14 protein-coding genes and 1 pseudogene are annotated in these 12,806 nt (G+C 48.5%); 6 read left to right on the top strand and 9 right to left on the bottom strand.

Annotated elements, in window-relative coordinates:
• Positions 1-26: 26 nt before the first annotated feature.
• Genes MJO57_RS07570 through istA form a run of 4 tightly spaced genes read right to left on the bottom strand, consistent with a single transcriptional unit; the run spans position 27 to position 2,387 of the window.
• Positions 27-326, bottom strand: a complete 300-nt coding sequence (locus tag MJO57_RS07570) for a hypothetical protein (protein ID WP_371924800.1) — start codon at positions 324-326, stop codon at positions 27-29.
• Positions 327-381: 55 nt separating this feature from the next.
• Entirely contained in the window at positions 382-1,137 is a 756-nt protein-coding gene (istB, locus tag MJO57_RS07565; protein ID WP_252017309.1) for an IS21-like element helper ATPase IstB, read from the bottom strand.
• A gap of 12 nt (positions 1,138-1,149) precedes the next feature.
• On the bottom strand, positions 1,150-1,365 hold the full coding sequence (locus tag MJO57_RS07560) for a hypothetical protein (RefSeq protein WP_252024196.1): 216 nt from the start codon (positions 1,363-1,365) through the stop codon (positions 1,150-1,152).
• Positions 1,353-2,387 (bottom strand): IS21 family transposase, encoded by a 1,035-nt coding sequence (gene istA, locus MJO57_RS07555; RefSeq protein ID WP_252024194.1) that lies wholly within the window; start codon positions 2,385-2,387, stop codon positions 1,353-1,355. The genes MJO57_RS07560 and istA overlap by 13 nt, the downstream gene beginning before the upstream one ends.
• Before the next feature lie 44 nt (positions 2,388-2,431).
• Between istA and MJO57_RS07550 the strand changes: the two are divergent.
• Both MJO57_RS07550 and MJO57_RS07545 read left to right on the top strand, forming a co-directional pair.
• Positions 2,432-3,858: pseudogene (locus MJO57_RS07550) on the top strand (IS4 family transposase).
• The gene (locus MJO57_RS07545) at positions 3,855-4,058 is read left to right on the top strand and encodes a hypothetical protein (RefSeq protein WP_252024192.1); all 204 of its coding nucleotides are present in this window, start codon (positions 3,855-3,857) and stop codon (positions 4,056-4,058) included. Before MJO57_RS07550 ends, MJO57_RS07545 begins: the two are co-directional and overlap by 4 nt.
• A 382-nt stretch (positions 4,059-4,440) precedes the next feature.
• On the opposite strand, the gene MJO57_RS07540 is transcribed toward MJO57_RS07545, so the two are convergent.
• The 4 genes from MJO57_RS07540 to MJO57_RS07525 form a co-directional block, all read right to left on the bottom strand.
• Entirely contained in the window at positions 4,441-5,244 is an 804-nt protein-coding gene (locus MJO57_RS07540; protein ID WP_252024190.1) for a transposase, read from the bottom strand.
• 21 nt (positions 5,245-5,265) lie between these two features.
• Positions 5,266-6,066 carry a hypothetical protein gene (locus MJO57_RS07535; protein WP_252024188.1) on the bottom strand — a complete coding sequence of 267 codons (801 nt, stop codon included), beginning with the start codon at positions 6,064-6,066 and terminating at the stop codon, positions 5,266-5,268.
• Positions 6,067-6,276: 210 nt separating this feature from the next.
• Positions 6,277-7,554 carry an IS4 family transposase gene (locus MJO57_RS07530; RefSeq protein WP_256491761.1) on the bottom strand — a complete coding sequence of 426 codons (1,278 nt, stop codon included), beginning with the start codon at positions 7,552-7,554 and terminating at the stop codon, positions 6,277-6,279.
• Between the two features lie 212 nt (positions 7,555-7,766).
• Complete coding sequence (locus tag MJO57_RS07525; RefSeq protein WP_252024186.1) at positions 7,767-8,441, bottom strand: hemolysin III family protein; 675 nt, start codon at positions 8,439-8,441, stop codon at positions 7,767-7,769.
• A gap of 459 nt (positions 8,442-8,900) precedes the next feature.
• Between MJO57_RS07525 and MJO57_RS07520 the strand changes: the two genes are divergently transcribed.
• A complete protein-coding gene (locus MJO57_RS07520; protein WP_256493249.1) occupies positions 8,901-9,632 on the top strand; it encodes an META domain-containing protein in 732 nt (243 codons plus the stop codon).
• Between the two features lie 163 nt (positions 9,633-9,795).
• Here the strand turns inward: MJO57_RS07520 and MJO57_RS07515 are convergent, their stop codons facing one another.
• Positions 9,796-10,404, bottom strand: a complete 609-nt coding sequence (locus tag MJO57_RS07515) for a C-GCAxxG-C-C family protein (protein ID WP_252024184.1) — start codon at positions 10,402-10,404, stop codon at positions 9,796-9,798.
• Between the two features lie 278 nt (positions 10,405-10,682).
• Between MJO57_RS07515 and yedF the strand changes: the two genes are divergently transcribed.
• Genes yedF through MJO57_RS07500 form a run of 3 tightly spaced genes read left to right on the top strand, consistent with a single transcriptional unit; the run spans position 10,683 to position 12,801 of the window.
• The gene (gene yedF / locus MJO57_RS07510; protein ID WP_252024182.1) at positions 10,683-11,393 is read left to right on the top strand and encodes a sulfurtransferase-like selenium metabolism protein YedF; all 711 of its coding nucleotides are present in this window, start codon (positions 10,683-10,685) and stop codon (positions 11,391-11,393) included.
• On the top strand, positions 11,390-12,586 hold the full coding sequence (locus MJO57_RS07505; protein ID WP_252024180.1) for an aminotransferase class V-fold PLP-dependent enzyme: 1,197 nt from the start codon (positions 11,390-11,392) through the stop codon (positions 12,584-12,586). The genes yedF and MJO57_RS07505 overlap by 4 nt, the downstream gene beginning before the upstream one ends.
• A complete protein-coding gene (locus MJO57_RS07500) occupies positions 12,583-12,801 on the top strand; it encodes a DUF3343 domain-containing protein (RefSeq protein WP_252024178.1) in 219 nt (72 codons plus the stop codon). Before MJO57_RS07505 ends, MJO57_RS07500 begins: the two co-directional genes overlap by 4 nt.
• The last annotated feature ends 5 nt before the right edge of the window (positions 12,802-12,806 follow it).

Here is a 12,806-nt window from a genome sequence, read left to right as displayed (position 1 = left end):
TTCGTTGTGAGTATATTTAACTGAAGTTACGCAGCTAACAGCTCTCTCAGCTGCCCCAACGAAGCTTTCAGCCCTGCCATATAGATTTTGGCTCTGAGCTGAAAGTGATTCAGATTTACTTTCAATGACAATACTTCCAACCTGAAGGCTGAGTAAATTGAAAGAAAGATATGATTACTCTGTGTTCTCACAGTATGCGCCGGTGACTTGGCCATTGACGCATTCGATTTCAGCGTTTTATGGAAGACCTCGACTTTCCACCGTTTCTCGTAGATTGCCTTGAGAGTCTCGGCATCACAGTTGCGTATTCTGGTTAACTTGAACACCTATTCTGTTTCATTTGAACACCCTGAACTCCTTACACATTGCCCAGTGTGATTTTTAGACCAGGTGTTCAACTGCGTCCAATTTTCCAAGCTTTTTGCGCATGGATTCGCCTTTGAGTTCAATCCGGTGGGCATTGTGCATAAGCCGGTCAAGAATGGCGTCGGCCAGAGTTTCATCACCAATGCTGGCATGCCACTTCCGGGTGGGCAATTGACTGGTAACCAACGTGGAACCTTGCTCGTGCCTGTCATCCATGACTTCCAGCAGATCGTTCCTTTGTTGCTGCGTCAGTGGTTCCAGGCCCCAGTCGTCCAGAATCAGCAAGTCTACTTTTGCCAGTTGTTTCAACTGCCTGCTGTAGCTGCCATCACCGTGGGCAAGGATCAGTTCATCCAGTAGCCTGGACATCCGATAGTACCGGACACTGTAGCCTTTCAGACAAGCCATGTGCCCAAGGGCGCAGGCCAGGTAGCTCTTACCGGAACCACAAGGTCCGGTGATCAACAGGTTCCTGTACCGGTCAAGCCAGCCTCCTCCAGACAGGCTGGCCATCTGGTTCTGTTTGAGACCTCTGGGGTGTTCATAGTCAATGTCGTGTATCCGGGCAGCCAGTTTAAACCGGGCGCTTCTGAGCAGCCGAGCCAGACGTTTATTGTTTCGCTCTGTTTCTTCCTGCTCAGTAAGCAACGACAGTCGTTCTTCAAAGCTAAGGCTACTGTAGGTGCCCGGCTGGTCCAGCTGTTGATTGAGGGCATCTGCCATTCCGGTCAGTCGCAGTGACCTAAGGCGAGCCAGTGTTTCATTGATCATGTTCGCCTCCGGTTATTGATAGCAAATAGCGCCACGAATATTTTCGTGATCATCATGCAAGGGACCTGTCGTTTGTTTTAACTGTGGCTCCAATGGCATCAGGTCTTTGCCTGACTGGAGGATTGATCGGACATTTTTTAACCGATAACCCCCGATGTTCCTGGCATGGGCGCAGGCGTTGTTGAGTCGTTCAGTTCCATATTCCCGCTGCAGGTTTAGCAGCCCCAATGAAGCTCGATAGGCTTGTTCAGGATGCTCCTTGCTATCCAGCAGTGATTGAATAAAACAATAGACTTCCTGACCAATGTCGTTAGCCAGTTAAGTAAACGCTCAGGCGTCCAATCCTGATGGTGACGATGTCGTTCCGGCATATGAACTGCTAACGTCGTAAATCCACGTGTGTGCTTGCGAGCGTGGCTGGCCACCACTTTACCGTTAGCGTAGATCGTGACGCAGTGCTCAGTCGCCTGTACTTCTACTTCCTGCCTGGCAAGCTGATGGGGAACCGAGTAGGCGTGCCCCTTGCAGATAATATGATAATCCACATTCACCCGGGCCTTGATAAACTCAGCGAACACAAAAGATTGCTTCGGCAGTGGCTTGAGGGCTGGTTCATCCAGTTGTTCAAACGCACTACGTCGCGTTCCTGGCAACTGCTTAAAGGGCTTCAGGTTCAGTTCGATTAACAGCTCACGTATCCGCAGGTTCAGCTCTGCCAGGGTAAAGAACATTTCATGACGAAGCCTGGCCAGTATCCACCGCTCCACTACCTGTACACCGACTTCTGCTTTGGCCTTGTCTTTGGGTTTGTAGGGGCGTGCCGGAATGACTGCCACCTGGTAGTGACAAGCCAGGTGCTGGTATGATGGGTTGAGATCCGGCTCGTACCGACAGGCTTTGATAACTGCGCACTTTGGGTTGTCTGGCACAACAATTTCTGGCACCCCACCAAAGAACTCAAAGGCCCGTTCATGAGACCCCAGCCAGTCCTCTGTTTTTTGTGACAGAGTCGCTTCAGCGTAGGTATAGTTGGACGCTCCCAGCACTGCCACAAATATCTGGGCATTGTGGGCAATTTCGCCGGTGTCCGGGTTGATGATTGGCATGGTTGGCCCGGCATAATCAACAAATAACTTTTCACCTGCATTGTGCAGCTGTCGCATAGATCGCTTTTGACAACCACGCCACTGATTGTAACGGTGACAGTACTGGGCATAGCTGTAGGCATTGAGGGGCTGTCTCTTGATCACAAATAGCTACCTTGTTCTATCATTTCTCACTGATAAAACAGGTCATGCTTCCACTTTCTCCTAAACCATGGTCAGAACTAACTTTTGGATGTGCTGATTTGGGTGATACTCGACGTACAAAACGACTTGTCAAAGTTGCTGCCGAGCTTTCAGCTCATACCGGTAATTCTTTGTCATCTTCATGCGAAGGTTATACCGCACTGGTAACTGGAGCTTACCGGCTGATTGAGAATGAGGCCGTAAAGCCTGAAGCAATAGCTGAGGCAGGCTTTCAGGCAACTGCCAAAATAGCGAGACAGTCTCGCCTACTTCTGGCTCTCGAAGATACAACAACCCTGGGTTATAAACATGCTGTCAGATCCGAGCTTGGTGATCTTGGAGGTCCTGAAGGCTCTAAAACCAGAGGATTCCACGTCCACTCTGTCTTCTTGGTTGATGCGGATACAGAGCGAAGCATTGGGCTTATTGATCAAGAACGATGGGTTAGAGAGGACGTTCAGCGGGGGAAAAAGAACCAACGTCGTCAGCTACCTTACGAGGGAAAGGAAAGCTTTAAGTGGCAAAGAGCCTCTGAAAACACAGAACAAAGGATGGGGGGTAAAATGCCTGACATCATCAGTGTTTGCGACCGGGAGGCGGATATATACGAATATATGCACTACAAACTGGATAACCGACAGCGGTTTGTTGTAAGAGCTACACAAAACAGAATCCTGGTGGATGGCGAACTCTTATTATTTGATTCCTTAGCTCAGACTGAAGTGTTGGGGAAATATACGATAGTGGTTCCTCAAAAAGGAGGTAGAAAGAAGCGAAAGGCAACGCTGCAGGTCAAAAGAAAGAAGATGACAATACAGGCGCCGCAAAGGCCAGGCGGCAGGCCGGAACCGGTAACTATGAATATTGTGTCGGCTGAAGAGATTGGCAATGACTCCGAAGACCGTTTGCACTGGGTACTATTGACAACTGAAGATATTGAAACATTCGAAGACTGTCGCTCTATCATTCGATTTTACGAGCTCGATGGCGAATAGAAGAGTTCCATAAGGCTTGGAAATCGGGAGCAGGAGTAGAAAGGCTTCGTCTGCAATCTCCGGATAACATTGAACGACTTGCGGTCATATTAATGTTTGTCGCTGTCAGACTAATGCAAATCCGTGAAGCATTAATGTTACCGAATGACAGGCAGCACAAAGACAGAAAGCTTTGGAGTGAAAAAACACTCGCGAATGAGGTGGTCAGTGATGATGAATGGCAGGTTCTCTGGCTAACCTATGAAAAAAAAGCGTTGCCCGATAAGCCGCCAACAGTCACTTGGCTGCTTCAAACGATTGCTCGGCTTGGTGGTTGGGGTGATTCAAAGCATACAGGGCAGCCCGGCTGGTTAGTGGTATGGGAAGGCTGGGCGAAATTGCAGGATCGGGTAAAAACCTGGCAGATAGCCCGGCAGTTCAGCGCTGGAGAGATGTGATCAAGAGTCAGATTGAGGGGGTGGGCCTGACAGTATTCTTCCCAGAGTCGTTGTTTGGTCACTTCCTTGCGCTTCAGTTCCTGATGCACCTCAGCCCAGTCAGGATCAATCAACCCTTTTCGATTGGCTATCGAGGCATCGGGAAACAGCGCCTGAATAAGCTCAGGCTCAGATATATCCTCTGCCAGGGGCCAGCTTAATTCCGATTCCTGAAAGGCCTTAACGTAGTTGGATACCGTCCCCACACTGACCCGTACACTGCGGGAAATTTGTCGGAAGCTGAGTTGGCTGCCAAACCGCATCCGGAGTATTTCTAGTAGCTTACGCATGGTAATCCTGTTTTCTGTCATGGCCGGTTCCCTCTCTTGGTACAGATAAGAACGGCCAAAGTTATGGAAAATCAATGCATAAGAAGATATTTGTTAGCTGTATTAGACCGGTTTATGGTCTGTTGAACAGCGTTTCTGGAAGCTTGAACGGTGATTCTGGAAATCATCAAAAAGTGTTCAAAAGAAACCAGAATAGGTGTTCAAGTGTTACCAGAATGGGTGTTCAAGTGTTACCAGAATGAGTGTTCAAGAGTTACCAGAATATGCAACAGTCAAGATCGCTGCAAACCAGATAGAGAATGCCTGTGCTTCCGTCTTTGTTTTTAAAGACCTGACGGTATAGCAGAACAGGGAAATCGACACCTGCTATCCACCCTTGTACAGGCTTATCTTCTGAAAAATCAACAGTATCTATACGCTGTGAACGGCCTTGTAATTTGTCGTCCAGACTGAGGGATACCTTGCGGTTTGACTTCATCGCCATCAGGAAATGTTTATTACAGTCGTGTCGAATAAACATCATATTGTCGTTTGAGCAAAACCAGCTATCTGCAAGGACATAGCGGAACATAAGCTGGTTATGGCAGCAAATCATCAGCATCTCCCGCATCATTTCATTTTTGGTTTGCTCTGCATATCGTCTTACCTTTTTTGTCTTCAAGTCGGTGTACAGGATGGTTTTCTCGATCAATTTATAGGCGACAGGAATCGACGCATCTCCGGCATGGTAGTGTGCATTGAGCAGATTTATACCTTTCACGGTGCGATTTTTTGTATGATCAAAATGCCAGGTGTTCAGGGCATTCTCTTTGCTGAACTGCTTTTCCTGAATCGTATCGTCAAAGATCAAAACCCCATCACTGCACTCAACCTGTCGCACGACGGGTTTAACGTAAAGCCATAAGTCACGACTGGTAAACTCATTGTTTGAAAGCAATCGGGTGAATTGGTCATGACTGTAGACATTATCCAAAAGCTCTGACACTCCCGTTGCAGTGGTCTTCCCAGACGACGACAACAGGTAGTCAGAATAAAGTTCTATGAGATCATTTTTCATGCCACCAATAATGGCTGATTTTCAGCAAGGTGCGTAACTTGAGTATTTAATTTCAATTTTCCTGACAAATTCACTTCTTACTGGTTTGTGCTCTGTTAAAATTTCATGGTCACAATATGAAAGCCCATAACCATGAGCTCCAGAAAATGATATGTTTCTGAGAATGTGGTCTTCTTGAAAAACATAATGAACAACAATCTCCAGAAGATTGTATGGAGTATCCCACATAAAAGATTCAGGGTTAAAGGCTCCTGACAACTTTTTAGATAGTAGATAGTGATTAAATTCCCTGTCCTCCCATAGCTGATATTGATGCATAATATCTTTAACCATATTTCTGATCGGTTCTGACCGTAGATAGCTGCTTACATTTCGAGTGTCACAGCTAGCATGGTTTGGGAATTGTCTCTGGTACCTGGAACTGGGGATGCCAGCCAGTGTTATCAATTTATCCCTAAGTGCTTTAGTTGCCTGGTCATCGGGTTTGTTAATGGTGGCAGAAGGTAGAATTAGCTGATGAGAATGGCTGATTTCGGCGGGTGTCAGTTTTGGACTTTGTTGAGCAGATCTGCCTGAAAGCTCCCCGGTAATAATCCGAATACCCGGCAGTCCGGAATGGTGTGGCCGTGTTTTTTCATCAAATAAGTCAAAAGATGAAGGTGGCATAGCTTGTTGCAAGGTTGAAGGTATCGGTGACATCTGTTTGACAAGGTGGCCATTAGAATCTGTTGTCTCTTTACAAGAAGCAACCTGTTCATTTTTTAAAGAGACGTCTGTCCACTGAGCAGTATAATTAGTCTGAGGTTTCTCTGAGGGGTTCATATAAATTAGGCTCTTTTCGGGTTACAGACTGCTCTGCAATGAAAATTGGCCAAAGGCCTTGATATACAATGCCTTCAGGAAACTGCTGGCTAAATATTGCCAAGCCCTGCCACAGGAGGATTCCAGCCTGATTTATGAAATCAGCAGTCTGCAATACGAAAAGAGCCATAAATTAATGTTCTCACTAAGTACGTCATCTTAAGGTAGACATTAAGCTCCACCCACTGCACAGAAGCCTAATCTTGTACGCCCTGAACAACCATCCCGTGCAGGGTGTTCTCGTTTCGCATTATTTCCCCAGAAGTCCAGTAGCTTTTTAATGCATGAGACCAATGACTTTCCTGCATTCATCAACGATGAAATCACATTACCAAACAGGTGAGTCCCACTTTTCATCACCTTGTGCGTCGAGATTTCCTCAATGCTCCCACTTTCACAGAGGTTCGCCTGTGCAGCATGGGCAAGGTACCTTTTCAACGTCACAACCACAAAGGACATCAGAATCAGGCTAAACACCAGTGTCGCTGATTTGGTGTTAAAACGATGCCACCCTGAATAGGATTTGATCTCTTTGAAAATCAGCTCTATCTGCCACCGTAGACGATAGGCCTGGAGCACATCACTCAAGGTGAACTCCACCCGGTTCAGGTTGGTCACAACGAAAACCCACTTCTGTTTTTTGTCATTCCAGCGGACAACCAAGCGGAATGGCCAGGCTTTGAATCCCGGCCATTCTACATCCAGGTCGAGGCACTGGTCTTTGGGGAAGCCAGACAGTACATCCTTCAGTTTTTGTCCTTTGTAGCGATTGAGATTCTTGCCATCCTCCCGTACCGCGCTGAGTATCGTCGGGTTGATACTCTGAGGTGCCTTGCAGATAAAAGAACCCTCCCTGTCATCAATAGCGGCAAAGAGTTCCAGCTCAAAATAACCGGCATCCATTAGCATCAGGATATAGGCCATGGATGTTGGCAGTGGTGGCAGACAGTCTCTTTCTGAACGGGTATCTTCAGTCAGCTGCACCCGCACCAGGTTGTTGGTGAGAAGATCCATTGTCGTATGAAGCTCGACGGCAGCAGGACTGACCGTTGAGAACCTGCCGGGAAATGCTTCTTTCAGGGCATCATAGACAGCTTGTGACGAACCGTCCTGAATCAGAATGTGCTCAAACTCTGAAAATGGACTGTCTTCATCAAACGCCATGACTTTGCGGGAAAATATTTCCAGACACTGCACCCATAGCCACAGGATAAGAGTAGGCAGCGCGTCCTTTTTAGCTTGATTTGCCCAAGAACGATAAGAGACATTCAGCCCCGTCAACTCGTTAAATTTACGGTGTAGATCCGCCTGGGTATCGCAGTTTCCATCACCAGCGAGGGCATCGATCAGTGAGAGGATAAAATCCAAAGGACGGATATCTCGCTGTCGTATAGTAAAACCAAGCTGTTCCGCCATACTTAGGAGTTCTGACCGGTCGAAACAGGTCAACAGTTTTTTTCAACTAATCTACTATTTGCAGTACTCATCTTGTTCAGCCATTGATAATGGTTTCGAAGCTTTATTGTGGCTGTTCAAGGTGGGTTCTGCCGCCGGAAACGAACCTTTTTTGAGCTTAATGTCTACCCTAAGAGTACGTCATTACTATACAGACTGAGTGATCATCAAAAAGTTTCCAGAGAAACTGAAAAAAACATTTTTAGTCAAGCGGCTGGTAATACATGAAATAAAACCGAAAAGAAGTGGCAGGCCGAGCCACCTAATACAAAGAGGTGCCAGATGGCGTGATTAAAGGGCAGCTTTTTCCATAAATAAAAAACAACGCCAGCTGTATAAAGAAATCCACCGGCAACCAGCCAGTATATTCCACCGGTTGACAAGTTATCCGCCAGCTCTCCGGAAGCAATCAGCACCAGCCATCCCATAAGAACGTAAGTACTGACTGATAACTTTTTGTATTTTGATCCAAACACGACTTTAAAGATGATACCCGCTACTGCCAGCGTCCATATCACAGCAAAAAGAATCCAGCCTGTGACGCTTCTCATGCTCACCAGAAGAAAAGGCGTGTAGGTTCCGGCAATCAGCAGATAAATGGAGCAGTGATCCAGTATTTTGAAGACTTTCTTGGTTTTTGGATGCTGAAAGCTGTGGTAAAGCGTAGAGGCAAGAAACAGCAGAATCATGGTAGCGCCGTAGATGCTGAAGCTGACGACTCGCCATACATCAGCCTGATGAGCAGCAAAGGTAACCAGCAGCGTCAGACCGGCAACACTCAGCAGCGCTCCCAGACCGTGAGTAATGCTGTTGGCGATCTCTTCAGCCAGACTGTAGCCCCGGCTGATAAGTTTGTTGCCTGCTGTAGATTTCGGAACCATATATCGGGTGTTTATCCAGAGTTTGTGTTTCTGATCATACTGAATCTTACGTTGAACTGCATATTAATTATACTCATCAGTTTTCTGAGTTAATAGCTGTCATGACTGACAGTGGCAAGTCAACGGTCGGGTTATACTGAATATTCGTCAATACACGAGTAATTGATAAACGAACGTACAAGATAATCGACTTTCAGCAGACCCCCTGGCTAATAAAATAGAATGGCGGCAATACCTGATGATCGACTACTTTAATTCTGTCAGTTTGTGATTTTCCGGTTGATCAAAGGGTCAGGTTTTGTGGAGGTCAGGCCACTCTTTCCCGGACCGTCACCCCCTACAGGCTATCGCTGATGGCCTTCCCGCAGGAGGCCTTTGAACTTAAGACGATCCTCGCTGCAGACGCTTAAGTCCGACAGTCTTCAGGTTTATCTTTTATTCCCGTAGCTGGAGTATGACATGAAAAGGTTGATCCACTCTTGTATTGTTTTGGCGGCAGGTATTGCTCTGATCGGGTGCAGTTCCCATCAGCTGAAAGGCGTTGACCCCCAGTTGGTTGAGAACAAAACCTGGGTCTTGACGTCAATGAACGGCTTGGCGGCATCGGGACCAAGAGTAACCATGGAACTTCGGCCTGCGACTGCCCAGGATGGACGTATTGGTGGTCAGGCCCAGTGTAACCGCTACTTTGGCAATTATCAGGTTGCCAACAACAAAATTATCTTTACCCCAATGGGAGGCACCAGAGCCGGCTGCCCCGCACCATTTATGACCAAGGAGGCAGAGTATCTGGCAACCTTCCCAAAACTGGACAACATTGTAATCAAAGGTAATGGACTGATATTGAATAATCAAAGTGGTAACCAGAGCCTGACTTACGTTGCTGAGTCAGCCAGTGTGAGTGGTCAGATTGCAGCCAGTGCCGGTACTTTTGCACCGGGTTCTGAAATTATTGTGGTTCTGCAGGATAGCGCCATGCCCAATGACCCGGCTGGCATCATTGGCATTGAGCGAATCCAGGTCGGCAGAAATGTGGATGTGGTGGATTATATGGTTAACTATGCGCCCGAGCTGGTGAATCCGGGCAGCAACTATGAGCTGTTGGCGGAAGTGATCCAGAATGGCCAGGTGATGTTTATTACGGCTGTGAAGCCCTCTGTTCAGCTTAAGTCTGCTCCGGTACAGCAATGAATTGGTAAAAGTGAATCGGTAAAAGTGCATAAAGTGCGCCCTGTTCTGGTGCGCACTTGCTGTTATCTTCACTTCACTCGGCCAGTGAGGCCCTGCCGGTACGGACTGCTTCAAGGCCGGGTGCCATAATCTCACCACAGGTCATTCAGAAAGGGTGATTGTGTCACTCACGCCGGGTCTCCGGTTCGCAACCGGCACAATCTGCTGAGCTTTCTGTTTTACCTTCATTGGTCATATCCACCAAGGTGATACCGTTCTCAATCAGGTCGATCACATCGGCGGCCACTTCTCCGGTGAAGCGAATGCATTGCTCCCGATGTGCCTGAGAGCCAAATTCCACATCCTTGATCAGTTTGCGGCAGCAAGTGCTTTTATTACGCCTGATAAAGCGGTCATGCAGCTCGGCGGAAATGGGAAACATATCCTTATCTATCTCGGCACCGGCCTGTTCCCGGCCATGGCTGAGTCCGAGCGCCATAACCCCGCCGGAGAGTGCGCCACAGAGGCAACCAGCCATCCCCATACCGACCGGGAATCCCGATGCCATTTTGACCATTCGGGCATCAGCGGGTTGTCCTAAATAATCATTAACTGTCGTGAATACCGCTTCTGAACAGAGGAATTTGTCGTTGCGATAGAGCGTTTCGGCCTCGATGCGAATTTTGTCGCTGGCCTCGGAATAACGTCGCAACCCTTCGGCCCTGCGGTTGGCAATGGCCTGTTCTTTTGCGGGCAGATGGCTGTTGGGTTGGGTTCTTTTCGGGATAGGCATAATAGATTCTCCACAGGACATTCTCTAAAGGACCTTCTCTAAGAGACACGGAGCCTGTGCTACGTTCAATAGGCAGCAAGCTGGAGCTTGAATCAGGGGGCAAAGAGAGGGATTCTCTTTGAAGCGGGGCTCAATTAACACTGACGCAGATCATTAATTGTGCAATTTGCCACGGCTAACGGGTAAGAATTCTATCCCTTCGGGTCGCTTTTTCGTATATCGTTTCTGCCAGTAGAATTGCTGTCTATTGAACACAGCGACATGAGGTTCCCGTTTCAATGCAAGATCAATTACAAAAGCCAACAACATCATCATCAGCATCAGCAACCCCGGAGCTCTACACGCTCGATATGCGGGGGTATCTCTGTCCCCAGCCATTGATAAAAACCCGGCAACTCTGGAAAACGCTGGCAGCCGGTGAGCAGTTTCAGGTAGTGGTGGATAACGATATTGCCCATCTCAATCTGGTCAGTTTCCTGAGCGATCAGGGTGCAGAGCCGAGTGTGCAGAAGGAAGGCGACGATTGCTGGGTCATCGTTGCTACTCGTGCAACAGATAGCGCCATATCCAACGCAACGGTTATAACAAAACCAGCGGCAAACACCGCTCCCGAAGTAAGCGTTGCTGTTGGGCAGCAAACAGCTAACCAGACAGCCAACTATATCGTCGTGTTGAAAAGTGACGGTATGGGACATGGGGATGATGATCTGGGCCGACTGCTGGTCAAGGGTTATCTCAATACACTGCGTGAGTTAGAGAACAAACCCACGGCCATTATTCTCTACAATGGCGGTGCCTTGATAGCCAATCAGGGCTCTGGCTCAGAGGCAGCACTCAGGGCACTCGAAGAGGATGGTGTTGATGTGATCGTTTGTGGAGCCTGTGTCGATTTCTTTGCCATCAAAGAGACGCTGGCGGCAGGGCGTATCTCCAATATGTATGAGATTGCTGAAAAGATCGCACAGACTGGCCATGTCGTTTATCCATGAACAGTCGTTTAACTAAGCCCAGCTTAACCTATTTCGACAACAGTGCCACCACTTTTCCCAAACCGGCTGCTGTCGCGCAGGCGATGACCCGCTACCTGCTAGAGGAAGGTGGCAGTTATGGGCGTTCCTCCCATGCCCGTGCATTTCGGGCGAGTGCTGTGGTGGAGCGTTGCCGGGAGCGTCTGGCGCAGCTGATGGATATCAGCCAGGTTGAGCATCTCTGTTTTACCAACAATGCGACACACGCTGCCAATGTGATTTTGCAGGGCATCGACTTCGCCAGTTCTAAAGCGGTTACCAGGGCTGAAGTGTTAATTTCGCCCCTGGAGCACAATGCTATCGCACGACCATTGGCGCATCTGGAAGGATGCGGGTTGATAACTGTTCGGCAACTACCGACGGGTTCTGATGGTGTCGTTCAGACTGATCTGATTGCTTCGGTTTTGACCGAAAACACAAGACTGGTGATTGTTAATCACCAGAGTAATGTCAACGGTGCTATTCAGCCACTGGCGAAGATCAGGCAGGCGATTGGACAGGTACCTTTGATGGCGGATGTCTCTCAATCATTGGGCAAATTGCCTGTACGAGTGGATGAATGGGGTATCGATTATCTGATATTTACCGGACATAAGGGGCTGTTTGGTCCACCGGGTACCGGCGGTTTGTTTATTCGCCAGCCCGACACGGTAAAGCCGTTACATCTCGGTGGCACTGGGAGTAATAGCGAGCATCTGACCATGCCGGAGAGAATGCCCGACCGTTTTGAAGCGGGTACACCCAATATGGTCGGTATTTACGGGTTATTGGCGGCACTGGACAATGTGCCCGAGCCGCAACACAGTCGTAGCGACTTTTTTGCGTTAATGGCGGCCATCGAGGCGCTGCCGGGTTATCGTATTCAGCGCACCGAAAACCAGGATGCCCAGGGCGAAGTGATCTCGCTGCTGCACGATTGTATTGATGCGGCGACTCTGTCGTGGAAGCTGGAAAAAGAGTTTGGTATAGAAACCCGTCCGGGACTGCATTGCGCACCACTCGCTCATCAATTCCTGAACTCCTTTCCTGATGGCACCTGTCGTTTGTCACCCTCACCTCTGCATACGACAGCTGATTTCGACTACCTGATCACTGCCCTGGCGGCTATTTCCAGGGAAAGCGGCAGAGAGCACGTCAGGAAAGGCCGCGTATGAAACGATCCTTTTTGCTGCTGCCTTCCATGCGTCTGGCGATCAAGGCTGAGGCTTTTTGCCGAGTCAACAATATTGCCTGCGAAGTTGTACCTGTGCCCCGGCAGATTTCATCTGAGTGTGGTATGTGCCTTGAGGTGGACAACGGCGCAGCCGAACAGGTACAGAGGCAACTGGAGCAGGCTGGTCTGGCCGCGACCCTGGCCAGTACGGAATAACAGGA

Source organism: Endozoicomonas sp. SCSIO W0465, from assembly GCF_023716865.1.
In the GTDB taxonomy this organism is placed as follows: domain Bacteria; phylum Pseudomonadota; class Gammaproteobacteria; order Pseudomonadales; family Endozoicomonadaceae; genus Endozoicomonas.
Note: the sequence above shows the minus strand (reverse complement) of the source record. Positions and strands in the feature narration are given on the sequence as shown.